This window comes from Pseudomonas sp. FEMGT703P (assembly GCF_002786345.1).
GTDB lineage: Bacteria > Pseudomonadota > Gammaproteobacteria > Pseudomonadales > Pseudomonadaceae > Aquipseudomonas > Aquipseudomonas peli.
Genome location: NZ_PGCM01000003.1, coordinates 110,243 through 131,565 on the forward strand (window position 1 = coordinate 110,243; position 21,323 = coordinate 131,565).

The window sequence follows — 21,323 nt, forward strand, 5'->3', positions numbered from 1 at the left end:
ACTGTTGAGGAATACTGCCTGTGAAAGTCTGGATCGCATTGCTGCTAGCGCTGTTCCTGCCATTGCTGGCTCAGGCCAATGAGGAGAAAGAAGCCAAGGAGGGGGAGGCTGCTGCTCCGGTGGTGGCTTACGTGTCGCTGTTCCCGGCGTTGGTGGGGAATTTTGGTGAAGGGCCGAAGCTCAAGTTCTTCAAGGCCGATATTTCCCTGCGCGTGACGGGGGCGGATATTGAAGCCAAGGTTAAACACCACGACCCGCTGATCCGTAATCAATTGGTCATGTTGTTCTCCCAGCAAACAGAAGCGGCCATGTCGGCCCCAGGCGCACGTGAGACCTTGCGTGCCGAGGCGCTTAAGCAGGTGCAGGAAGTGCTGACACAGGAAGAAGGCAAGCCGTTGGTGGAAGACTTGCTATTCAACAACCTGATTATTCAATAAGCCCATGCTCGGCTGGCGCTGCGCCTTTTCAGCGCAGCGCCAGCACCGCTGCCCATTCCTCGTCACTGACGGGCATCACAGAAAGGCGGCTGCCCTTCTGCACCAGCGGCAACGCCAGCAGCGCGCTCTGCGCTTTCAGCTGCGCCAGCGGGATCACCCGCTTGAACGCCTCGACAAACGCCACATCGACTGCGCTCCAGGGGTTCTTGGCGGCACTGGCCTTGGCATCGTAGTAATGGCTCTGGGGCTCGAGTGCAGTAGGGTCTGGGTAGTGCGCCGAAGCGATGCGAGCGATGCCGGCAATGCCCGGCTCCGGGCAGCTGGAGTGATAAAAGAAGAACAGATCACCCGGCTGCATGCTGCGCATAAAGTTGCGCGCCTGGTAATTGCGTACGCCATCCCAGCGTGCTTGCTCCAGGCGCTGTAAGTCGTGAATTGAGAGTTCGTCGGGTTCTGACTTCATTAGCCAATAAGGCATGAACTTTGCTCCTGTGGTTCGGTCCGTTAGCGGGCAGGTGCTGTTTGCCGGGTGGTATTCGGCGTGTTGCAGTTTTGCACCCGGCGAATGTGGATGGCAGACGCTGTTGGACCTATAAAAATAATCGCCGCGTATACAGCGTGCGTTATGCCTTTAAGGGGGAGGCATTCGATGAAGCGTAAACCCGATGTGTTGTTGATTTTGGTAATACTGTTCAGCCTGGGTGTGGTCACTACCGGTTACACCCAGAGCCTGTGGGAGCGCCAGCCTGCGCCGGTCGTGCAGTCTAAAGTGGCTGGCTGAGGTGCTCATGTACCGCAGGGAACGCGGTACGGCCTTATCCCATCAATACCACGCCTTATTCGTGACGGTGCCTTGCAACGGCACATCCCAGCTGGCCATGGCCAGTCGATCCACCTGCTGACATTCATGCGCCAAGCCCAGTAATGTCGGTTTGTGCCAATTTTTGCGCAATCCGCGATACGCCAGGCTGCGGTCATAGAACCCACCGCCCATACCCAGGCGCGCGCCGTGTCGGTCGAAGCCGACCAATGGCAGCAACACCAAATCCAGCGCCCAGACCTTGCGTTGCTGTTTGCGATTGCGCCGGGGTTCATCAATGCCAAAGCGATTCTTTTGCAGGCGCTGCTTGGCGCGGATGCGTTGGAACACCATCTTGCTGCGCGGCCAAGGGCTGAGCACCGGTAAATAGGTGGCTTTGCCTCGTTGCTGTGCGGCTCGCAAGAGGGGGCGCGGGTCGATCTCGCCGTCATTCGGTAGGTATAAGGCAATATGTCGTGCGCGGCGAAACAGCGGGTGCTGCGCCAGCTGTTTATACAGGCCTTGCGCGGCTTGGTGCTGGGCGTGGCGGCTGAGTGCTCGACGTTGCCCACGCAAGTGGCGGCGCAATTGCGCACGGCTTAGTGTGGAAGTGTCGAGCATGGGGTGTTACTGAAGCGATTGCCGCAGGAGGGCAATTGGCTGGAAGAAGTGACTCCCCGACGTGCCGCTGTCGGCTTAGCCCTTGAACCCGAAAGTTCAAGGTGGAGGTTGCAGGAGACGTTAAGGCTTTCCGTCAAGCGGACATGCACACCGGTCTCAACGTGCAACCTCCGGGGTTGTGCGAATCGGCTCAGGGACATCACCAACTGGCGCACACTCCAGGGAGCTGCGGCCAGTATACCCGAAAGCGTCGGCGCGCAATCAGCTGCCTTGCTCATCGGCATCCCGAGCCAGAGCGCTGTCGACCCGATTGAGCAGGCTACGCACCTGATCGCGGTTGGCCCCGGCCTGCTGATCAAGGTGTTGCTGTTTGTGTAGCAGGTCGTGGGTGATGTTCAGGGCAGCCATCACCGCAACGCGGTCAGCACCGATGACTTTGCCGCTTGAGCGGATCTCCCGCATCTTGCCATCCAGGTAGCGCGCGGCGCTTTCCAGGTTGCTGCGTTCATCGCTTGGGCAGGCGATGCAATATTCTTTGTCCAGAATCTGGACGGTCAAGGTGTTCGACTGGGTCATTAATCCTGCTCCAGGGCTTTGAGGCGCGAAATCATGGATTCGACCTTGTGCCGGGCCATTTCGTTCTTTTCAATTAAATGGGCGCGCTCTTCGCGCCAGGCCTTTTCGCTCGTCAGAAGCTGTCGGTTTTGCGCCTTTAGCTGTTCGACACGCTGGATCAGCAAGTCCAGCTTGGTCGTAAGAGCCTGCAGGTCGACGTCTTCCATGGTTCTCTACTCTTACTAGGTGAGTGGGCTGGCAGGTGAAAAATAGCGTCTTTGCGGCGTCTTCGACAGTACCAAGCGGTGCGCGGCACAGTTGTTTGCCAGTGTGGGGCAGTTCAGTGCGCCAGAGATTGATGCAATTCACCCATGGATCACGGCGCGGCAATTTTTGCGCTGGCTGAGCGAGCTCCGTCGAGCCGCTTGCATAGTCTTGGCACGCCTGCCGGTGCTAGGATACAAGGCCTCCATTCTAGTGATCGCGCAGCTTTGCGCCTAGTTATCTATGCCAACTTCAAATTCTCCGTACTCCGCGTTTGCCGCCCTGCTTGCCAGCAGCGGTTACACCATTTCCCCAGCCGAGTTGCATGGTCTGCTGCTCGGTCGCAGCTGTGCTGGTGCGGGCTTTGAAATCGACTCCTGGCTGGTGGATGCCGCCGAGCTGCTCGGCGCGGCGCCAGAAGACACCGTACGCCAGGCGCTGATCGGCCTGCAGGAAATGGTCAAGAACGAACTGACCAGCAACGACGTTACCGTGGTGCTGCTGTTGCCCAGCGACGATGCGCCGCTTAGCGAGCGTGCCGTCGCTCTGGGACAATGGTGCCAGGGCTTCCTCGGCGGCTTCGGTCTGACTGCCCGTGACAGCGCCCTGAGCGCCGAAGCCATGGAAGTGCTGCAGGACCTCTCGGCCATTTCCCAGGTGCAGAACGCCCTGGACGAGTCCGATGATGGCGAAAACGATTACATGGAAGTGATGGAGTATCTGCGCGTTGCGCCGCTGCTGCTGTTCAGCGAGTGCGCCAAGCCAGTGGTTGCCGCGGCGAAGCCGTCGCTGCATTGATTTTAATGCAATAGAAGTGGACTCAATCTGCCCATGATCAGCATCCCCAAGTCGGAATACGCCCGTCGGCGCAAGGCGCTGATGGCGCAGATGGAACCCAACAGCATCGCGATTCTGCCGGCGGCGCCGGTGTATATCCGCAACCGCGATGTTGAACATATCTACCGCCAGGACAGCGACTTCCAGTACCTCTCCGGCTTTCCCGAGCCGGAAGCGGTAATCGCGCTGATTCCCGGGCGCGAGCATGGCGAGTACGTGCTGTTCTGTCGCGAGCGTGACCCGCTACGCGAACTGTGGGACGGCCTGCGTGCTGGCCAGGATGGCGCAATCAGCCAGTACGGCGCGGATGACGCGTTCCCGATTGGTGACATCGACGACATCCTTCCGGGGCTGATCGAAGGCCGTGATCGGGTCTATTCCTCCATGGGTACTAACCATGAGTTCGACCGTCAGCTGATGGAGTGGATCAACGTGATCCGCTCCAAAGCGCGGCAGGGCGCGACGCCGCCCAATGAATTCATCACCCTCGAACACTTGCTGCATGACCTGCGCCTGTACAAGTCGGCTGCCGAGGTCAAAGTGATGAAAGAGGCGGCGGAAATCAGCGCCCGCGCTCATGTGCGCGCCATGCAGGCCAGCCGTGCCGGCTTGTTCGAGTACCACCTGGAAGCCGAGCTGGATTACGAGTTCCGCAAGGGCGGGGCGAAGATGCCGGCTTATGGCTCCATCGTCGCGGCCGGCAAGAACGCCTGCATCCTGCATTACCGTGAGAACGACGCGCCGCTGAAAGACGGTGACCTGGTGCTGATCGACGCCGGTTGCGAGATCGACTGCTACGCCAGTGACATCACCCGCACCTTCCCCGTCAGCGGCACGTTCTCCCCTGAACAGAAAGCCATCTACGAGTTGGTGCTGGCTTCACAGGAAGCTGCGTTCAAGGAAATCGGCCCCGGCAAGCACTGGAACCAGGCCCATGAAGCTACGGTGCAGGTGATTACCGCCGGTCTGGTGGAACTCGGCTTGCTGCAGGGCGATGTCGCTGAGCTGATCGCCACTGAGGCTTACAAGCCCTTTTATATGCACCGCGCCGGCCACTGGCTGGGGATGGATGTGCATGATGTGGGTGAGTACAAGGTCGGCGGCGAATGGCGCGAGCTGGAAGTCGGCATGGCCATGACCGTCGAGCCGGGCATCTATATCGCCGTGGACAATCAGGACGTGGCGAAGAAATGGCGCGGCATCGGCGTACGCATTGAAGACGACGTGGTGGTGACCAAGACCGGTTGCGAAATCCTCACCAGTGGCGTGCCGAAAACTGTCGTCGAGATCGAAGCGCTGATGGCCGCCGCACGCAGCGTGGCGGCCTAGAGCATGCCACGCGTCGACATTGCGATTATTGGCGGCGGCTTGGTCGGCGCGAGTTTGGCCGTGGCCCTGCAGGCCGAAGCCAAGCAGCGCGGCTGGAGCATTTGCCTGATTGAACCGTTCACTCCGGGCACTGGCTATCAGCCTAGCTACGATGCGCGCTCCACTGCGCTGTCGTTTGGTTCGCAGCAGATTTATCAGCGCCTCGGTCTGTGGTCGCAAATCAGCCAGCGCGCCGAGCCGATCAAGCAGATTCATGTTTCCGACCGTGGTCGTTTCGCCGCCGCGCGCCTAAGTGCCGAGGAAGAAGGCGTGCCGGCGCTCGGCTATGTGGTGGAAAACGCCTGGCTCGGCGAATGCCTGTGGCAGGCCCTTGATCAGCAGGTGGTGAGCTGGCGCAGCCCGGCACAGGTTACCCGCATGCAAGCTTTGGCCGATGGCTACCGTCTGACCCTGGATGATGGCAGCGAGCTTGAATGCAACCTGGCGATTCTCGCCGAGGGCGGTCGCTCCGGTTTGCGTGAGCAGCTGGGGATCGCCGTCAGTACTACGCCATATGGGCAGAGCGCGCTGATCGCTAACGTCAGCCCGCAGGAGGCGCACAACGGCCTGGCCTTTGAGCGCTTTACCGAAGAAGGGCCAATGGCCCTGTTGCCGCTGGCGGATAACCGCTGCGCGCTGGTCTGGACCCGTGCCACCCTGGAAGCCGAAAGGCTTTCAGAACTGGGCGATGCAGCGTTTCTCGCCGAGCTGCAGCACGCTTTCGGCTATCGTTTGGGCAGTCTGCGCCAGGTCGGCGCGCGGCACCTCTACCCGCTGGCACTGACGGCCGCTAAAGAACAGGTGCGCCAGCATCTAGTCGTGCTCGGCAATGCCGCGCACAGCCTGCACCCGATTGCTGGGCAGGGCTACAACCTCTCGCTGCGCGACACCCAGGTGCTGGCGGAAACGCTGTTGGCCAGTGATGCGCCGTTGGGTGATCTGGCCACGCTACAGGGCTACCTGAATAGCCAGCAGATGGATCAGCAATTGACTGTCGGCTTCTCTGATCAGGTCACCCGTCTATTCAGCACCGGCCAGCCGCTGTTGGCCGCCGGGCGTAACCTGGGTTTACTTGGCCTCGATCTTCTTCCTCCGGCGAAACGCTGGTTTGCCCGCCAGGCCATGGGCCTTGGCACCCGCTCGGAGCATTGATTCATGTCGGCAAATAAATTGGCGCGCAAGGCGCGGCTGCTGCGTTGGGCGATGAACCTGTATCCGCCCTACCTGGGGGCTGGCGTGCGGGTGCGACAGATCAGCGCGGACTTCCGTCAGGTGCAGGTGAAGATGGGCCTGGGCTGGTATAACCGCAACTATGTTGGCACCCAGTTCGGCGGCAGTCTGTATTCGATGACCGACCCGTTCTTCATGCTGATGATCATGGAAAACCTCGGGCGTGACTTTATCGTCTGGGACAAGGCCGCGCGCATCGACTTTATCGCCCCCGGCAAAGGCCCGGTGTACGCCGACTTCAGCATCGACCAAGGACTGCTTGACGATATTCGCCAACACACCGCAGACGGTGACAAGTACCACCCCGAGCTGCATGTAGAAGTGCGCGATGGCAGCGGTACCTTGGTGGCGCGGGTGCATAAAACTCTCTACGTGCGACTAAAACCGCGCGCTCGGCAGGCAGCCTGAACAAGGAATATGTGATGCAAGCGGATCTGATCATCGTAGGCGCAGGCATGGTGGGCAGCGCCCTGGCGCTGGCCCTGCAGGATCAGGGCCTGGAAATTCTGCTGGTCGATGGCAGCCCGCTGAGCGTCAAACCCTTTGATCCGCAGGCTGCCTTCGAGCCCCGAGTCAGCGCGCTGTCGGTTGCCAGCCAACGCATTCTTGAACGCCTGGGCGTGTGGGAAGGCATCGCCGCGCGGCGTGTCTGCCCCTATGGCGAGATGCAGGTGTGGGATGGTTCCGGTACCGGGCAGATTCACTTCAGCGCTGCCAGCGTGCATGCCGAATCGTTAGGCCATATCGTCGAGAACCGCGTGGTGCAGGACGCGCTGCTTGAGCGCCTGCATGACAGTTCGATTGGCTTGCTCCCCGGCGCGCGTCTGGAGCAGCTGCGTCGCTCGGGCGAGGGCTGGTTATTGAGCCTCAATGATGGGCGTGAGCTGCGTGCGCCATTGGTTATCGCGGCGGATGGGGCCAACTCAGCGGTACGCCGCCTGGCGGGTTGCGCCACCCGTGAATGGGATTACTTGCACCACGCCATTGTCACCAGCGTGCGCTGCGCCAGGCCACACCAGGCCACTGCCTGGCAGCGCTTTACCGATGACGGTCCGCTGGCTTTTCTACCGCTGGCTGGCCCAGCAGGCGAACATTGGTGTTCGATTGTCTGGTCGGTGACCCCGGCAGAAGCCGAACGACTGATGGCGCTGGATGATGCAGGCTTTCGCCGCGCTCTGGGCTTTGCCTTCGAGCATCGTCTGGGAGAGGTGCTGCAAGCTGACCCGCGCCTGTGTATTCCGTTGCGTCAGCGGCACGCCAAGCGTTATGTCGAGGATGGCCTGGCACTGATTGGCGATGCCGCGCACAGCATCCACCCGTTGGCCGGGCAGGGCGTCAACCTGGGCTTTCTTGATGTCGCGGTATTGGCTGAGGTGTTGCTGCACGCCATGCAACGTGGCGAGCGTCTGAGTGATGTAAAGGTGCTGAGCCGCTACGAGCGTCGGCGCATGCCGCACAACCTGGCGATGATGGCGGCGATGGAAGGCTTCGAGCGGCTGTTCCAGGCTGATCCGCTGCCCGTGCGCTGGCTGCGCAACAGCGGCCTCAACTGGGTCGACGACCTGCCCGAAGCCAAGGCGCTGTTCGTGCGCCAGGCCCTGGGTTTGTCGGGTGACCTGCCAGAGTTGGCGCGGGTTTAACTCTCTAGCCCAGTGATGTGTGTTCCGCCGAGGCGGGGTTACGCCGCACGGCGTGAACCTGGCCATGGCGCATGGCGCCAATCCGCCTGACAAAAAACTGCGAGCAAAAAAAGCCCGGCACTGAGGCCGGGCTAAAAGTGTGTAGGGAAGTACACACGGAGTCGCTGTCAGGTCATGCCCAGCCAGTTCGGCAGTGCCAGAGAGATTGAAGGCACGTAGGTGATCACAATCAGGAAGCTGAGCAGCAGCATCAGCCATGGCCAGGCGGCTTTGACCACGGCGGTCAGCGGCATACCGGTCACTGCCGAGGTGACGAACAGATTTAGCCCCACTGGCGGTGTGATCAATCCGATTTCCATGTTCACCACCATGATGATGCCCAGGTGGATCGGGTCGATGCCCAGTTGCACGGCAATCGGGAAAAGGATTGGCGCGAGGATCAGGATGATCGCCGACGGCTCCATAAAGGCGCCTGCTACCAGCAGCACGATGTTCACCACTAGCAGGAACTGCCACGGCTGCAGGCCCATGTCCACTACCCAGGCGGTAATGGTCTGCGGGATCTGCTCAGTGGTCAGTACGTGGGCGAAGAGCATGGCGTTGGCGATGATGAACATCAGCATGATGGTCAGCTTGCCGGACTCCAGCAGCACCTTCGGACACTCGCGGATGGTCATGTCCTTGTACACGAACAGCGCGACGAAGCCGGCGTAGACCGCCGCCACTGCGGCTGCTTCGGTCGGGGTGAACATGCCGGTGTAGATGCCGCCGAGGATGATCACCATCAGCAGCAGGCCCCAGATGGCCTTGCGTGCAGCGGTGATGAATTCACGGAAAGTGGCACGTGGCATGGCGGGCAGATTCATCTTCCGCGCGACGATATAGATCGCCACCATCAGGATTACGCCCAGCAGCAGGCCCGGTACAACACCGGCCATAAACAGCTTGCCCACCGATTGCTCGGTCGCGGCGGCGTACACCACCATGACGATTGACGGCGGAATCAGGATGCCCAGGGTACCGGCGTTACACACGATACCGGCGCCAAAAGCCTGCGGATAACCGGAGCGCACCATGCCAGCGATGGCAATCGAACCCACTGCAGCCACGGTGGCTGGGGAGGAGCCGGACAGCGCCGCGAACAGCATGCACGCCAATACCGCCGAGATGGCCAGGCCGCCACGGATATGGCCGACGCAGGCGTTGGCGAAATCGATCAGGCGTTTGGCCACGCCGCCGGTGGTCATAAATGCACCGGACAGCAGGAAGAACGGAATCGCCAGCAGGGTGTAGTGCTCAGAGGTTTCGAACAGCTTGATCGCCAGTGAACGTACCGAGTCCGGGCTGAACAGCATGATGGTCACCGAGCCGGCCAGGCCCAGCGAAGCGGCAATCGGCACGCCGATAAACATCAGCAGAAACAGCAGGACAAAGAGGAACAGAATGGTCATTGCTTGTGCTCCTCATGCTCATTGATCTTCAGCGCGTCGGCGGCTTCATCGGCCAGGCCGAGGCCGGTCTGCTGGTTACGCAGGATGCGCACGAAGATTTCAAAGAAGCGGATAAACACCATGGCGTAGCCGAACGGCACGATGGCAGTGATGTGCCATTGCATGATGCCGTAGTGACCGAGGTCCTCGGCGCCGATGCCGGCGGTGAACAGGGTTTTCACCCAATCGAAGCTGGCTACGGCGATCAGCCCCGCATAACCCAGGCAGGCCATGCATGCGATCAGGCCGATAACCCGCTGCACCGGTTTGCTGGCCAGTTTCACCAGCGCATCAACGCCGATATGACCGGCGGTGCGCACACCGTAGGCCAGGCCAAAGAAGATCAACCAGGCGAACAGCGCCTTGGTCAGGGCAATGCTCCAGGTCATCGACTGGGCCATGCCGAGAATGCTGTCGCCAATGGCGAAGAAAAACTCGCTGCTGCCTTCCCAGCGATCCGCCAGGTTGTAGAACAGCGTGTAGAGGTTGTTGAGGATCACGTAGACGAAGGTCACCAGCGTCATGGCGGCCAGCAGGAACGCGATAAAGCCTTCCTCGAAGTGGTCCCAGACGCGCCGCAAGGCGTTCATCAATAGAGTCTCCAGTGGTGAGGGGCAGCGTACCCAGGCAGCCGGCAAGGGTTGCCTGGGTATTCGGCCAATCGCGCAGCAGCAAGGCTGCGCTGTGGTTGGGTGCAGGCCGTAGCCTGTTCCGCCTTACTGGTTGGCTGCGTCGGCAGCCTTGATCAGGTCGGCACCGATTTCCGCTTCGAACTTGCTCCACACTGGCTTCATGGCATCGCGCCATTCATTACGCTGCTCTGGGGTCAGGGTAATGATCTCGGTGGTTTTGGCTTCGAGGATGCGCTGCTTGTCGCCTTCGTTGAGGGCGTCAGCCTGCTTGTTCACTTCGGCGGTCACTTCCACGATGATCTTGTCTAGCTCGCTGCGAACATCGGCAGGCAGGCCGTTCCAGAACTTGGTGTTGGTGATCAGCATGTAGTCCAGAACACCGTGGTTGGATTCGGTGATGAATTTCTGCACTTCATGCATTTTCTGGCTGTAGATGTTCGAGTACGGGTTCTCGGCACCGTTGACCACGCCAGTCTGCAGGCCTTGGTAAACCTCGGCGAAGCTCATTTTGCGCGGGTTGGCGCGCACAGCCTTGAACTGCTCTTCCAGTACGGCAGAAGCCTGTACGCGGAATTTCAGGCCGCGGGCGTCTTTCGGCTCACGCAGCGCCTTGTTGGCGGACAGCTGCTTGAGGCCGTTGTGCCAGTAAGCCAGGCCGGTGATGTTTTTCTCTTCCATGGATTTCAGCAGAGCCTGACCTTCCGGGCTGAGCTGGAAGCGGTCAACGGCGGCCATGTCGTTGAACAGGAACGGTAGGTCGAAAATCTGGATTTGCTTGGTGTAATGCTCGAACTTGGCCAGCGATGGTGCGATCAGCTGCACGTCACCGAGCAACAGCGCTTCCATTTCCTTGCCGTCACCGAACAGCGAGGAGTTCGGGTAAACCTCGACCTTGACCTTGTCGCCCAGACGCTCTTCGGCGAGCTTCTTGAACAGCGCGGCACCCTGGCCTTTAGGGGTGTGGTCGGCGACCACGTGGGAGAACTTGATCACGATCGGATCGGCCGCTTGAGCCAGGCCGGCGATGCTCAGCGACAGGGCGCACGCGAGCGCCTTGGCAGTCAGTTTGAACATGGAGTCTTTCCTCTTGTTTTTGTATAGCGTGATGCGCCGTAGCGCTACAAGTCGGGCGAACAGGCTCAAGTCTAGGCTGCCTATCAAAAAATGACGGGCGTCTGGCAGATTGCCTAGAGGTGTACTTGGGTGAGTCGCCTGCAGGAGGCTAGAGCAACCGCCATGCCAGGCGCTGAAATGGCCGCTGCGGGCGTGATGAAACGCAGCAGCGGCAAGGCTTGGCGGGTTATTGCCGGAGATTTTGAGCGCGGCTGCGCAGGCGGTTTACGCAGCTTTTGGCGGAAATCCGCCAGCTAGTCGAGGCTGTCTGGCGAGCTTCCGCCAGCGTCGGCGAAACTCAGGCCATGTTTGCGCAGCTTGTCGTGCAGGGTTTTACGCGGCACGCCCAGTGCTTCGGCGAGGCTTCGCAGCGAGCTGTGCGAGCGGCTCAGTTCGGCGCTGATCAGGCTGCGTTCAAAGGCTTCTACTTGGGCATTTAAGCCGCCGCTGTTGCTCTCTTCATCGAACATCGGTGCAGCCGCCTGGGCCTGCAGGTCGAGATCCAGCTCCAAACCGAGCGCGAAGCGTTCTGCCGCGTTCTGCAGCTCACGCACATTGCCCGGCCAGGGGTGGCGCAGCAGCGCCGCGCGCTGACTCGGCTGCAGGCTGCGTTCAGCCAGGCCGTGGCGGCTACTGGCGGCTTCGGCAAAGTGCTGGAACAGCAGCAGCGCATCTTCGCCACGCTCGCGCAGGGCTGGGATGCGCAACGGTGCGACGTTGAGGCGGTAATACAGGTCGGCGCGGAAACGTCCCTGGTCGGCGGCCTGGCGCAGGTCTTCCTTGGTCGCGGCAATCACCCGGATATCCAGAGGAATCAACTGATTGCCACCGAGGCGCTCGACCACGCGCTCCTGCAGCAGGCGCAACAGCTTGACCTGGACTTCCAGGCTCATGCTTTCGATTTCATCGAGGAATAGCGTGCCGCCATTGGCGAATTCGAACTTGCCGATACGGCGCTTCTGCGCGCCGGTAAAGGCGCCCTGCTCGTGGCCGAACAGCTCGCTTTCCACCACCGATTCGGCCAGGGCGCCGGCGTTGATCGCCACGAATGGCCCGGCGCGGCGGCTGGATAGATCGTGCAGCGCGCGCGCCACCACTTCCTTGCCGGCGCCGGTTTCGCCGAGGATCAGCACGTCGCTGTTGATTCCGGCCAGGGCGCCAATCTGTTCACGCAGGCGTTGCATGGCCGGGGATTGCCCCACTAAACGCGCCGACAGGGTGTGACGATCGGCCAGGGCCATGCGCAGGCTGCGGTTATCCAGTACCAGGCGGCGTAGCGCCAGGGCGCGGCGCACGCTGTCGAGCAGGTCGTCGCTGGCGAAGGGTTTTTCCAAGAAGTCATAGGCCCCGGCGCGCATGGCCTGCACGGCCAGCGGCACATCGCCGTGCCCCGTGATCAGCAGCACCGGCAGTTCCGGGTCCTGTTCCTGCAGTTGTTGCAGCAGTTGCAGGCCGTCGATGCCGGGCATGCGGATATCGCTGACCACCACGCCCGGCCAGTCGCGCTCGATGCGCGCGGCGACGCCATGGGCGTCGGCCAGGCTGCTGACCTTGAGCCCTGCCAGGTCGAGGGTCTGGCTCAGCGCCTGACGCAGGTGCGGGTCGTCGTCGATCAGCAGCACCTGGGTGCGGGAGTCAATCATGCTCATACAACAAAGTCCTCTGGCGACTGGGTTTTGATGCCCTGATCCGCGGCGCGCAGGCGCAGGGTCAGTTGAGCGCCGCCATCGGGGTGGTTGGCGAACAGCAGTTCGCCGCCCAGGGCGCGCATCAGGGTATCGCAAATAGCCAGGCCGAGGCCGAGGCCCTGAGCGCTGGTTTTGGTGGTGAAAAATGGCTCACGGGCGCGTTGCAGCGCCTCTTGACTAAAGCCGGGGCCATTGTCCCGCAGGTGTAGATCGACGCCTTCGGCGGTAAGTTCGGCACTTAGCCACAGGCGGCGTGGCTGCGGCACTTCGCTCAACGCGTCGAGGGCATTGGCCAGCAAGTTACCGAGCACCTGACGCAGGCGGGTTTCGCCAGCCTGCACCCACAGGGTGGCGTCCGGCAGGTCACGGGTTAGCTCGACCTGCATGGCTTGGCGACGTTTGGCCAGCAGGGCCAGGGCATCGTCGATGGCCGGCTGCAGGGCCACGCTTTCCGGGGCGTGACGGTCGCGGCGGGCGAAGGCGCGCAGGTGGGCGATAATTGAGGCCATGCGCTCGGTCAGTTTGCTAATCAGCTTGAGGTTGGCGCGGGCTTCGTCGCCGCGCTGATGGTCAAGCAGCACCCCGGCGTTGTCGGCGTAACTGCGGATGGCCGCCAGCGGCTGATTGAGCTCATGGCTGATGCTCGCACTCATGGTGCCCAGGGCTGAGAGTTTGCTGGCCTGCACCAGTTCATCCTGCGCTTGCACCAGCTCCTGCTGGGCTTGTTCGCGCTCCAGCACTTCCTGCTTCAGCCGGCTATTCAGCCGTTCCAGATCGAGGGTGCGCTCCAGCACGCGCTGCTCCAGCTGCTGACGGGCCTGGCTGTCGAGGGCGATGCGTTCCAGGTAGTGACGGCGGCGTTGCATGAGCAGGCCGAGCAGCAGCATCAACAACAGCAGCATGCCGCCGCCGGCTACCAGGGCGGTACGTACCGGGCGGTCGAGCAGGCTGCGCGGGGCGAGAATACTGACGGTCCAGCCGGTTTCCTTGAGTTCGCGGTCCTGGCGAATCCAGTTCTGCGCATCCAGCTTGATCGGCGGTGGCGCCTGGGTCGGGTAGGGCAGGTTGGCGGCGATTGCAGCGCGTTCGGCGGCGTCCAGTGGGCGACTGGCGGTAAAGCGCCACTGGCTGTTGGACGTGAGGATCACCACGCCATTGGCATCGGTCACCAGCAGTTGTTCCGGGGTGTTGCCCCAGAGGGTTTCGGTGTGGTCGAGGTCGACCTTGACCACCAGCGCGCCGAGGTTGCGCTCACCGTCGCGCACGGCGGCGGCGAAGTAGTAGCCGCGCTTGCCCGAGGTGGTGCCGAGGCCGAAGAAACGTCCGGGGCGGCCGGCAATGGCTTCGCGAAAATACGGGCGGAAGGCAAAGTTGCGGTCGACGAAGGAGTCGGCCTGCTCCCAGTTGGAGGCCGCCAGGGTCTTGCCGTTGGGGTCCATCAGGTAGATCACGTCGGCGCCTGTCTGCCCGCGCACCTGGTCAAGCAGGCGATTGGCGTTCTCCAGCAGGGTGCGCTCAGTCGGCTGTTGCAGGGCCAGGCGCAGGGCCGGCAGATCGCCGAGAATGGGGGGTAGTACCTCGTAGCGGCGCAGCGTACCGAGCAGGTTGGCCACGTAGAGGTCGAGGGTCTGGCGGTTCTGCTCGACCAGCACGCCGCTGTAGTAACGCTCGGCCAGCTGCTGCAGCGGCCACAACAGGGGCGTCAACAGCAGGGCGAGGACTGCCAGGCTGCGCCAACGCGGACGACGCGGGTGAGGATGAACGGTTGGCATGCGCTTACTCGTACAGGGTGATCAGTTCAGAGTGGCGGTTATGCAATAAGTGGGCAAGCTCGCCGATTAGGGTCAATACTCAAGCCGTTTGGCATCGCCCTGGAGTAATGGTGCCGCCCGCTTGCGCCCTGCATGGACGGCTGCGCTTTAGTCCTGGAGATACCCTGATGCTGGCTCAATTGACGGTACGGGCGAGGTTGCTGCTGTTGGCGGTGGTGCCGCTGCTGGTGCTGATTGTGGTGATCAGCATGGCGTTGTCCAATGCCAGCAAGCTGAATGACAGTTTTGACGAGTTGTTTACCGACCGCATGCAGCCGATAAGCCAGCTCAAGGTGGTGTCGGATGCCTACGCGGTGGCGATGGTCGATGCGTTGCATAAATACCGCGCTGGGGTGTTCGACGAAGCCGCATTGCGCAAGGCATTCAGCGATGCCCGCAGCCGTGGTGACAAAGCCTGGGCCGAGTACATCGCCACTCGACTGACCCGTGATGAAAGTAGTCGGGTCGAGCGCACCAAACCACTCCTGTTGAAGGTCCAGCAACTGGCGGATCAGTACCTGGGGCAACTCGCAAATGGCCAGTTACTGGCGACCGAAACGGCATCGTTCAACCGTACCCTGTATGACACCTTCGACCCGCTGGGTGGCGAGCTGGAAGGGTTGATCAGTTTGCAGCTGAGCGAGGGCGAGCGGCTCAACGTCGAGACCACGGCCCAGTACTTGGCCATCCGTAATACCTTCCTGTTGATCGGTGCCGTTGCGTTGGTGCTGGTGCTGGTGGCCGCAGTGATGATCAGTCTGTCGATCATTCGCCCGCTGTCCGGTTTGCGCAGCGTGATCAGCGAGGTGCAGGAGTCATCCAACTTGACCCTGCGTGCTGACACCCGCGGCCGCGATGAGGTGTCCGATACCGCGCGGGCCTTCAATGCCATGCTAGAGCACCAGCAGGCGTTGATCCGCCATTTGACCGATACCGCCACGCAGCTGGCGGCGGCGTCCGAGGAAATGAGTGCGATCAGTGCTCAGGTCAGCCAGGCTGCCACGGCCCAAGGCGACCAAACCAGCATGGTGGCCACCGCCGTGCACCAGATGAGCGTGGCAGTGCAAGAGGTCGCGCGCAATGCGCAGGCCACTGCCAGCAATGCCGCAGACGCGAATAAGGAAGCGCGCCAGGGCAGCGAGTTGGTGCAGTCCAACCTCACATCGATTCAGGGGCTGTCGACCTCGGTGGAAAAAGCCGGTGAGGTGATCGACACCCTGCACAGCCAGAGTGATGAAATCAGTAAGGTGCTTGGGGTGATCCAGAGTATTGCCGAGCAAACCAACCTGCTGGCGCTGAATGCCGCCATTGAGGCGGCGCGCGCTGGTGAAGCCGGGCGCGGCTTTGCCGTGGTGGCTGATGAGGTGCGCAGCCTGGCGAGTAATACGCAGAAAGCCACCGAATCGATCCGCAGCATGATCGATGCCCTACAAGGCGGCGCACGCAGTGCGGTCAGTGCGATGCAGTTGTCGCGCGAGCAGGCGCAAAACAGTGTCAGCCGTGCCCGTGAGGCGGGTGAGGTGCTCAATCACATTGCCCTTGCGATTGAAGGTATCGCCGACGGCAATGTGCAGATTTCCGCTGCCACGGAACAGCAAACGGCAGTGGCGAATGAAATCAGCGAGAACATCAGCAGCCTCAATGACAGCATCGGTGATGTGGTCAACGGTGCCGAGCAAAGCTCGATTGCCAGCCGCGATCTGGCGCAACTGGCCACAGGCTTGCAGCAGCAGATACAGCGCTTCAGGGCTTAGCGATGAGCGAGGCACTGCTCCAGCGCAGCCTGCCAGGTTGGCAGTTGAACGTGCCAGTCCTGCTGCAGGCGGCTGCAGTCCAGACGTGAATTCAGTGGGCGCTGCGCCGGGGTTGGATAAGCGCTGCTGGGGATGGGGTGCAGCGTCGCCACGGTTTTGCCTTGGCTGTGCAGGTGCGCGGCAATCGCGCGGGCAAAGCCGAACCAGCTGGTTTCGCCTTGTGCGGTCAGGTGATAGACCCCCCACGGGCCTGGATGGCCGCTACGCCACTGCGTGATCAGCTGCGCCGTGGCTTGCGAAATCGTGCCGGCCCAAGTGGGCGCGCCGATCTGGTCGTCCACCACGGATAAGCGTTCGCGTTCCTGCAGCAGACGTTGCATGGTCAGCAGAAAGTTCTTGCCGTGCTGCGAGTAAACCCAGCTGGTGCGCAGAATCAGGTGCATGCCGCCCACGGCCTGAATCGCCTGCTCGCCCGCCAGTTTGCTACGCCCGTATACGCTCAGCGGGTTGGTGGCGTCGTTTTCGCGGTAAGGCTCGGCCATGCTGCCATCGAACACATAGTCGGTGGAGTAGTGGATCAGCGGAACACTCAGTTCAGCGGCTGCTTCGGCGAGGATGCCCGGTGCCGTGGCGTTGATCGCGAAGGCCAGCCCCGGCTCGCTCTCGGCCTGATCGACCGCGGTGTGCGCGGCGGCATTGATGATCAGCTCGGGGCGCAGGCGCTGAACCTGTTGGCGAATCCGCTCCGGCTGAGCCAGGTCCAGCTGCTCGCGGCCCAGTACCGTCAACTCGGCGGCACCGTGCAGGGCGCGCTGCAGTTCCTGGCTGACCTGGCCCTGCCGGCCGAGCAGGAGAACTTTCATGGGAAGACCTGGGCATCGACGAAGCTGGCGCCGGCCTGATCCTTGGCTGACAGTTGCGGTGAACCTTCCAGCGGCCAGTCAATGGCCAGTGTTGGGTCATCCCAGCGGATGCAGCGCTCATGTTCCGGCGCATAGTAGTTGGTGGTTTTGTAGAGGAACTCGGCGAACTCGCTGAGTACCACAAAGCCATGGGCAAACCCTTCCGGTACCCACAACTGCCGATTGTTTTCGGCGGACAGGTGCACGCCAACCCAGCGGCCGAAGGTGGGCGAGCTGCGGCGTAGATCCACGGCTACGTCATAGACTTCGCCGGCCGTGACCCGAACCAATTTGCCCTGCGCTTGCTGCACTTGATAATGCAGCCCGCGTAGCACGCCTTTGGCTGAGCGCGAGTGATTGTCCTGAACGAACTCACGCTGTAGGCCGGTGGCATCGGCAAAGCTGCGGGCATTGAAACTCTCGAAGAAAAACCCGCGCTGATCGCCGAATACCTTGGGTTCTAGGATGATCACGCCGGGCAGCTCGGTGCTGATCGCCTGCATGCTCATTCCTCAGCCAGTTTGAACAGGTACTGGCCGTAGCCGGTCTTGCCAAAAATAGTGGCCTGCGCCAGTAGTTGCTGACGATCAATCCAGCCCTGCTGGTAAGCGATTTCTTCCAGGCAGGCGACTTTCAGGCCCTGACGATGTTCGATGGTCTGCACGTATTGCGATGCATCCAGCAGGCTGTCGTGGGTGCCGGTGTCGAGCCAGGCGAAGCCACGGCCGAAACGCTCGACGCGCAAGTCACCGCGCTGCAAGTAGGCGTTGTTGACGTCGGTGATTTCCAGCTCACCACGCGGCGACGGTTGGACCGCTTTGGCAATCTCAATCACATCGTTGTCGTAAAAATACAGGCCAGTCACCGCGTAACTGGACTTCGGTATGACGGGCTTTTCCTCAATGGAGATGGCCTTGCCCTGAGTGTCGAACTCGATCACGCCAAAGCGCTGCGGGTCCTTGACCCAGTAGCCGAAAACCGTAGCCCCTGATGGCTCAGCGGCAGCGCGCAGAAGTTTTTCGGTGAAGTGCTGGCCATGGAAAATGTTGTCGCCAAGGATCAGGCACACCGAATCCTTGCCGATAAATTCTTCGCCCAGAATAAAGGCCTGGGCCAGACCGTCGGGTGAGGGTTGTTCGATGTACTCGAAACGCACACCAAACTGGCTGCCATCACCGAGCATCTTGCGGAAATTCGGCAAGTCCTGCGGGGTGGAGATAATCAGAATTTCGCGCACACCCGCGAGCATCAGCACGGATATCGGGTAGTAGATCATCGGTTTGTCGTAGATCGGCAGCAGCTGTTTGGACACCCCTAGGGTGATGGGGTGCAGGCGACTGCCGGAGCCACCGGCGAGAATGATGCCTTTCATTGTGCTGCTCCTTATAGTGCGCCGAGGCATTCGCGCTGGTAGCTGCCATCCTGCACGCGGCGGCACCAGTCGAGATTATTCAGGTACCAGAGCACGGTTTTGCGCAGGCCGCTGGCGAAGGTTTCCTCAGGTTTCCAGCCCAGCTCGCGTTCGATCTTGCTGGCATCGATGGCATAGCGCAGATCATGACCTGGGCGGTCAGTGACGAAACTGATCTGCTCTTTATAGGAGCCGTTCTGGCGTGGGGACAGCTCGTCCAATAACGCGCAAATGCTCTCCACCACATGCAGGTTCTTCTGCTCGTTATGCCCGCCGATGTTGTAGGTCTCGCCGACCTTGCCTTCACTCACCACCGTTAACAGCGCGCGGGCATGGTCTTCCACATACAGCCAGTCACGCACCTGCTGGCCGTTGCCGTAAACCGGTAGCGGCTTGCCATCCAGAGCATTGAGGATCATCAGCGGGATCAGTTTTTCCGGGAACTGGTAAGGGCCGTAGTTGTTCGAGCAGTTGGTCAGCAGGACTGGCAGGCCATAAGTGCGCTGCCAGGCGCGGACCAGATGATCTGACGCGGCCTTACTCGCCGAGTAGGGCGAGCTGGGTGCGTAGGCCGTGGCCTCGGTGAACAGATCATCTGCACCGTGCAGGTCGCCATACACTTCATCGGTCGAGATATGGTGAAAGCGAAACGCGGCTTTGCGTGCCGGCTCCAGCTGCATCCAATAACTACGCGTGGCTTCGAGCAGCGTATAGGTGCCGACGATATTGGTTTGGATAAACGCTGCCGGGCCGTCGATGGAGCGATCGACGTGCGATTCAGCCGCCAAGTGCATGATCGCGTCCGGCTGAAATTCAGCCAGTGCCTGGCTGACGGCTGCACTGTCGGCAATGTCGGCCTGCATGAAGCGATAGCCGGGATGATTGGCAACACTGGCCAACGACTCGAGGTTGCCGGCATAGGTCAGCTTGTCGAGGTTAAGCACCTGATGCTCGGTGTGATTCAGCAGATGACGAATCAGTGCCGAGCCAATAAAGCCGGCGCCGCCGGTGATCAGGATACGCACAGGCTTATACCTTCCGTTGCTCTGGTGGCCGGTTAACATTGCGGGCAGTGTTGCAAGCCGCGTCTAGGTGAGCAAGCTGCAGTATTTTTTCGGCAAAAAAAAGCCCCGCATCGCTGCGGGGCTTTCTTTATATGGTGCCGGCACCAGGAATCGAACCCGGGACCTACTGATTACAAGTCAGTTGCTCTACCAGCTGAGCTATACCGGCCTTTGAGGGTCGCCATTATATCCATTCATTTGGCTGAGTAAAGCCGTCTGAGCGTAGTTCTGTGCAGGCATTGTTATCAGTAGCTAAATCGTTATGCACACAAGCAGGGCATTTGGCACGGACGTGCGCAGACTTTGTGCGCTGGTTCGCGGTATTGGCTAAGTCTATGTTTTTACAAGCTATATTTTCAGATTAAAAAATGCGCAGCTTGGCAATGTTCAGCTGTGGCGGGCTTTTGCGCGATTTGCTCAGATTCTGTCAACAGAGTTATCCACAGATGCTGTGGGCAAGTTTTGCTGGCGTTCTGCCAGCAGCAGCAGGTTTCTCGGGCTCTGTTGTCGACTGCAAAAGGTGCCAAGGCGTACGGTGTAGCCGTGTTCCTGCAAGTAGAGGGCGCGGTCGAGCAGTAGCCAGAGTTCCAATGGGCGGCGGAATAATCCGCGCAGCAGTTCCAGATTGCGCACCTCGGCCAGGCGTTTCCAGCCTTGTTGTTCGAGCTGTTGCCAGTTTTGTTTCGCGGGGGTGGGCAGCTGTTTAAGTGCGGCGAGATCTTGGCAGTAATTGGCAAACGATTTGTCGAGCCAGGCTGGCGGCAGGGATGGCGTTGGCAAGTACTCGTCGATACCACGAAGTTGGCGCTGCAACAGATCGAAGGCAAGGCGCCAGGCCATGGACTGATCGCGCTGCCGACGAACGCGGGCGCCTGCAGTGACGGTTTCGCTCAGGGGGAGGCCGAGATCGTCGATAGACAGTTGCAGTGATGAGGCCTGGGCGCTTGCCGAAAGTGGCTGATAGCTCGCAGTGCTGATGCGGTTGTAGCAGCAGGGCGCCACGGCCACCTGCTGGCAGCCGGCTTGGCTGGCCAGTTGCAGCAGGCGCGTATGCAGTTCGCCGCAGGCATGCAGCGCCACGGGGGTGTGCTGAGCCTGCAGTTGCTTCGCGGCGTCTGCAGCCAGCACATCCTGCTCGATATGCTGTGCGGTGATGCCGAGTTTATGGCTGAGCTGTTGGCCACTGCTGACCAGCTGTGGGTTGTATTCCAGGCAGGTCAGGCTGCCGCCCGTGTGTGCCAGCATGCGGCCAAGGTGGCCTTTGCCGGCGCACCAGTCCAGCCAGTGTTGCGGTGTATGGGTAAAACTCAGGCTGCGGGCGAAGGCATCGATCTGCTGCCACTTGCGCCCCGGCACATCGCTGCTAAAGCGCGCAGGCAATACCGTCGCGGGTGACTGTGGTAATTCACCGATCTGGCTTAGATCATGAGCTTGGGCGGCCAGTTGCAGGAAGGGCGCAGGTGCTTTCAGCAGGTGGGGCTGGTTATGTGCGGCTTCGGCATGCTCCAGGCTTTGTGCCCTGAGCCAGGCGGCCAGCTGTGGGTGCTCGGCTTCCCAGGGGACTGCGGGGTAATGCACAAATGGCCGTGGCCGCCATAGCGTTTGGTGTTCGATAAGAAAGCTATCTACTGCCTGAAAGCGCTGCAACAGGGCAACGTCTTGCAGGATCTGGGCGGGAGTTGTGGTTGGCATGATGGCGGTGCCTGA

At 61.1% G+C, this 21,323-nt stretch carries 21 protein-coding genes, 1 tRNA gene, 1 other RNA gene and 2 pseudogenes; 9 read left to right on the forward strand and 16 right to left on the reverse strand.

Features of this window, described 5'->3' with window-relative positions; genetic code table 11:
* The first annotated feature begins 20 nt into the window (after positions 1 to 20).
* Positions 21 to 437 carry a flagellar basal body-associated protein FliL gene (locus CUR33_RS01345; RefSeq protein WP_090254685.1) on the forward strand — a complete coding sequence of 139 codons (417 nt, stop codon included), beginning with the start codon at positions 21 to 23 and terminating at the stop codon, positions 435 to 437.
* Positions 438 to 465: 28 nt separating this feature from the next.
* Here CUR33_RS01345 and CUR33_RS01350 read toward each other — a convergent pair whose 3' ends face one another.
* Positions 466 to 915 (reverse strand): EVE domain-containing protein, encoded by a 450-nt coding sequence (locus CUR33_RS01350; RefSeq protein WP_289238460.1) that lies wholly within the window; start codon positions 913 to 915, stop codon positions 466 to 468.
* Between the two features lie 171 nt (positions 916 to 1,086).
* On the opposite strand from CUR33_RS01350, the gene CUR33_RS01355 reads away from it, so the two are divergent.
* On the forward strand, positions 1,087 to 1,218 hold the full coding sequence (locus CUR33_RS01355) for a hypothetical protein (RefSeq protein WP_256665625.1): 132 nt from the start codon (positions 1,087 to 1,089) through the stop codon (positions 1,216 to 1,218).
* A gap of 42 nt (positions 1,219 to 1,260) precedes the next feature.
* On the opposite strand, the gene CUR33_RS01360 is transcribed toward CUR33_RS01355, so the two are convergent.
* The 4 genes from CUR33_RS01360 to CUR33_RS01375 all read right to left on the reverse strand — a co-directional run bounded on the left by CUR33_RS01360 (position 1,261) and on the right by CUR33_RS01375 (position 2,639).
* Positions 1,261 to 1,857, reverse strand: coding sequence for a 5-formyltetrahydrofolate cyclo-ligase (locus CUR33_RS01360; RefSeq protein ID WP_289238461.1), 597 nt, complete (start codon positions 1,855 to 1,857; stop codon positions 1,261 to 1,263).
* 49 nt (positions 1,858 to 1,906) lie between these two features.
* Positions 1,907 to 2,085, reverse strand: a non-coding RNA gene (gene ssrS, locus CUR33_RS01365) — 6S RNA.
* A gap of 33 nt (positions 2,086 to 2,118) precedes the next feature.
* The gene (locus tag CUR33_RS01370; protein WP_090254691.1) at positions 2,119 to 2,433 is read right to left on the reverse strand and encodes a cell division protein ZapA; all 315 of its coding nucleotides are present in this window, start codon (positions 2,431 to 2,433) and stop codon (positions 2,119 to 2,121) included.
* A complete protein-coding gene (locus CUR33_RS01375; protein WP_090254694.1) occupies positions 2,433 to 2,639 on the reverse strand; it encodes a TIGR02449 family protein in 207 nt (68 codons plus the stop codon). Before CUR33_RS01375 ends, CUR33_RS01370 begins: the two co-directional genes overlap by 1 nt.
* Before the next feature lie 280 nt (positions 2,640 to 2,919).
* Between CUR33_RS01375 and CUR33_RS01380 the strand changes: the two genes are divergently transcribed.
* The 5 genes from CUR33_RS01380 to CUR33_RS01400 are packed head-to-tail and all read left to right on the forward strand — an operon-like array spanning position 2,920 to position 7,751.
* A complete protein-coding gene (locus CUR33_RS01380; protein ID WP_167146390.1) occupies positions 2,920 to 3,474 on the forward strand; it encodes a YecA/YgfB family protein in 555 nt (184 codons plus the stop codon).
* Between the two features lie 33 nt (positions 3,475 to 3,507).
* The gene (gene pepP / locus CUR33_RS01385; RefSeq protein ID WP_289238462.1) at positions 3,508 to 4,842 is read left to right on the forward strand and encodes a Xaa-Pro aminopeptidase; all 1,335 of its coding nucleotides are present in this window, start codon (positions 3,508 to 3,510) and stop codon (positions 4,840 to 4,842) included.
* A gap of 3 nt (positions 4,843 to 4,845) precedes the next feature.
* Positions 4,846 to 6,033, forward strand: coding sequence for a 2-octaprenyl-6-methoxyphenyl hydroxylase (gene ubiH / locus CUR33_RS01390; protein ID WP_289238463.1), 1,188 nt, complete (start codon positions 4,846 to 4,848; stop codon positions 6,031 to 6,033).
* A 3-nt stretch (positions 6,034 to 6,036) separates the two neighbouring features.
* Positions 6,037 to 6,519, forward strand: a complete 483-nt coding sequence (locus CUR33_RS01395) for a DUF4442 domain-containing protein (RefSeq protein WP_090254703.1) — start codon at positions 6,037 to 6,039, stop codon at positions 6,517 to 6,519.
* A gap of 14 nt (positions 6,520 to 6,533) precedes the next feature.
* On the forward strand, positions 6,534 to 7,751 hold the full coding sequence (locus tag CUR33_RS01400) for a 2-octaprenyl-3-methyl-6-methoxy-1,4-benzoquinol hydroxylase (protein WP_289238464.1): 1,218 nt from the start codon (positions 6,534 to 6,536) through the stop codon (positions 7,749 to 7,751).
* A gap of 167 nt (positions 7,752 to 7,918) precedes the next feature.
* Here the strand turns inward: CUR33_RS01400 and dctM are convergent, their stop codons facing one another.
* The 5 genes from dctM to CUR33_RS01425 all read right to left on the reverse strand — a co-directional run bounded on the left by dctM (position 7,919) and on the right by CUR33_RS01425 (position 14,446).
* Positions 7,919 to 9,202 (reverse strand): C4-dicarboxylate TRAP transporter large permease protein DctM, encoded by a 1,284-nt coding sequence (gene dctM / locus CUR33_RS01405; protein WP_282874318.1) that lies wholly within the window; start codon positions 9,200 to 9,202, stop codon positions 7,919 to 7,921.
* Complete coding sequence (locus tag CUR33_RS01410) at positions 9,199 to 9,831, reverse strand: TRAP transporter small permease (RefSeq protein WP_282874317.1); 633 nt, start codon at positions 9,829 to 9,831, stop codon at positions 9,199 to 9,201. Before CUR33_RS01410 ends, dctM begins: the two co-directional genes overlap by 4 nt.
* Positions 9,832 to 9,957: 126 nt before the next feature.
* Positions 9,958 to 10,947: a C4-dicarboxylate TRAP substrate-binding protein DctP gene (gene dctP, locus CUR33_RS01415; RefSeq protein WP_090254711.1), complete on the reverse strand. Its 990-nt coding sequence runs from the start codon at positions 10,945 to 10,947 to the stop codon at positions 9,958 to 9,960.
* A 293-nt stretch (positions 10,948 to 11,240) separates the two neighbouring features.
* On the reverse strand, positions 11,241 to 12,635 hold the full coding sequence (locus tag CUR33_RS01420) for a sigma-54-dependent transcriptional regulator (protein ID WP_289238465.1): 1,395 nt from the start codon (positions 12,633 to 12,635) through the stop codon (positions 11,241 to 11,243).
* Complete coding sequence (locus CUR33_RS01425) at positions 12,632 to 14,446, reverse strand: sensor histidine kinase (RefSeq protein ID WP_090254715.1); 1,815 nt, start codon at positions 14,444 to 14,446, stop codon at positions 12,632 to 12,634. Before CUR33_RS01425 ends, CUR33_RS01420 begins: the two co-directional genes overlap by 4 nt.
* 167 nt (positions 14,447 to 14,613) lie before the next feature.
* Between CUR33_RS01425 and CUR33_RS20635 the strand changes: the two are divergent.
* Positions 14,614 to 15,375 (forward strand): annotated as a pseudogene (locus CUR33_RS20635) (MCP four helix bundle domain-containing protein); the annotation flags it as partial.
* Positions 15,376 to 15,645: 270 nt separating this feature from the next.
* Positions 15,646 to 16,239 (forward strand): annotated as a pseudogene (locus CUR33_RS20640) (methyl-accepting chemotaxis protein); the annotation flags it as partial.
* On the opposite strand, the gene rfbD reads toward CUR33_RS20640, so the two are convergent.
* From rfbD to CUR33_RS01460, 6 genes are all read right to left on the reverse strand, one after another.
* Positions 16,236 to 17,102 (reverse strand): dTDP-4-dehydrorhamnose reductase, encoded by an 867-nt coding sequence (gene rfbD / locus CUR33_RS01435; RefSeq protein WP_289238467.1) that lies wholly within the window; start codon positions 17,100 to 17,102, stop codon positions 16,236 to 16,238. The pseudogene CUR33_RS20640 and the gene rfbD sit on opposite strands and share 4 nt — an antisense overlap.
* Positions 17,099 to 17,644, reverse strand: a complete 546-nt coding sequence (rfbC, locus tag CUR33_RS01440) for a dTDP-4-dehydrorhamnose 3,5-epimerase (RefSeq protein WP_289238468.1) — start codon at positions 17,642 to 17,644, stop codon at positions 17,099 to 17,101. Before rfbC ends, rfbD begins: the two co-directional genes overlap by 4 nt.
* Before the next feature lie 2 nt (positions 17,645 to 17,646).
* Positions 17,647 to 18,513 (reverse strand): glucose-1-phosphate thymidylyltransferase RfbA, encoded by an 867-nt coding sequence (rfbA, locus tag CUR33_RS01445; RefSeq protein WP_090254723.1) that lies wholly within the window; start codon positions 18,511 to 18,513, stop codon positions 17,647 to 17,649.
* Between the two features lie 11 nt (positions 18,514 to 18,524).
* Entirely contained in the window at positions 18,525 to 19,577 is a 1,053-nt protein-coding gene (rfbB, locus tag CUR33_RS01450; RefSeq protein WP_289238469.1) for a dTDP-glucose 4,6-dehydratase, read from the reverse strand.
* 132 nt (positions 19,578 to 19,709) lie between these two features.
* Positions 19,710 to 19,785: transfer RNA gene (locus CUR33_RS01455), tRNA-Thr, on the reverse strand.
* Between the two features lie 248 nt (positions 19,786 to 20,033).
* Positions 20,034 to 21,308 carry a methyltransferase gene (locus tag CUR33_RS01460; RefSeq protein ID WP_289238470.1) on the reverse strand — a complete coding sequence of 425 codons (1,275 nt, stop codon included), beginning with the start codon at positions 21,306 to 21,308 and terminating at the stop codon, positions 20,034 to 20,036.
* Positions 21,309 to 21,323 lie beyond the last annotated feature (15 nt).

Bases quoted from the DNA above. Each gene is read 5' to 3' on its own strand.
- CUR33_RS01350 (WP_289238460.1), bottom strand. From the start codon at position 915: ATGCCTTATTGGCTAATGAAGTCAGAACCCGACGAACTCTCAATTCAC.
- CUR33_RS01355 (WP_256665625.1), top strand. From the start codon at position 1,087: ATGAAGCGTAAACCCGATGTGTTGTTGATTTTGGTAATACTGTTCAGC.
- CUR33_RS01360 (WP_289238461.1), bottom strand. From the start codon at position 1,857: ATGCTCGACACTTCCACACTAAGCCGTGCGCAATTGCGCCGCCACTTG.
- CUR33_RS01370 (WP_090254691.1), bottom strand. From the start codon at position 2,433: ATGACCCAGTCGAACACCTTGACCGTCCAGATTCTGGACAAAGAATAT.
- CUR33_RS01375 (WP_090254694.1), bottom strand. From the start codon at position 2,639: ATGGAAGACGTCGACCTGCAGGCTCTTACGACCAAGCTGGACTTGCTG.
- CUR33_RS01380 (WP_167146390.1), top strand. From the start codon at position 2,920: ATGCCAACTTCAAATTCTCCGTACTCCGCGTTTGCCGCCCTGCTTGCC.
- pepP (WP_289238462.1), top strand. From the start codon at position 3,508: ATGATCAGCATCCCCAAGTCGGAATACGCCCGTCGGCGCAAGGCGCTG.
- ubiH (WP_289238463.1), top strand. From the start codon at position 4,846: ATGCCACGCGTCGACATTGCGATTATTGGCGGCGGCTTGGTCGGCGCG.
- CUR33_RS01395 (WP_090254703.1), top strand. From the start codon at position 6,037: ATGTCGGCAAATAAATTGGCGCGCAAGGCGCGGCTGCTGCGTTGGGCG.
- CUR33_RS01400 (WP_289238464.1), top strand. From the start codon at position 6,534: ATGCAAGCGGATCTGATCATCGTAGGCGCAGGCATGGTGGGCAGCGCC.
- dctM (WP_282874318.1), bottom strand. From the start codon at position 9,202: ATGACCATTCTGTTCCTCTTTGTCCTGCTGTTTCTGCTGATGTTTATC.
- CUR33_RS01410 (WP_282874317.1), bottom strand. From the start codon at position 9,831: ATGAACGCCTTGCGGCGCGTCTGGGACCACTTCGAGGAAGGCTTTATC.
- dctP (WP_090254711.1), bottom strand. From the start codon at position 10,947: ATGTTCAAACTGACTGCCAAGGCGCTCGCGTGCGCCCTGTCGCTGAGC.
- CUR33_RS01420 (WP_289238465.1), bottom strand. From the start codon at position 12,635: ATGAGCATGATTGACTCCCGCACCCAGGTGCTGCTGATCGACGACGAC.
- CUR33_RS01425 (WP_090254715.1), bottom strand. From the start codon at position 14,446: ATGCCAACCGTTCATCCTCACCCGCGTCGTCCGCGTTGGCGCAGCCTG.
- rfbD (WP_289238467.1), bottom strand. From the start codon at position 17,102: ATGAAAGTTCTCCTGCTCGGCCGGCAGGGCCAGGTCAGCCAGGAACTG.
- rfbC (WP_289238468.1), bottom strand. From the start codon at position 17,644: ATGCAGGCGATCAGCACCGAGCTGCCCGGCGTGATCATCCTAGAACCC.
- rfbA (WP_090254723.1), bottom strand. From the start codon at position 18,513: ATGAAAGGCATCATTCTCGCCGGTGGCTCCGGCAGTCGCCTGCACCCC.
- CUR33_RS01460 (WP_289238470.1), bottom strand. From the start codon at position 21,308: ATGCCAACCACAACTCCCGCCCAGATCCTGCAAGACGTTGCCCTGTTG.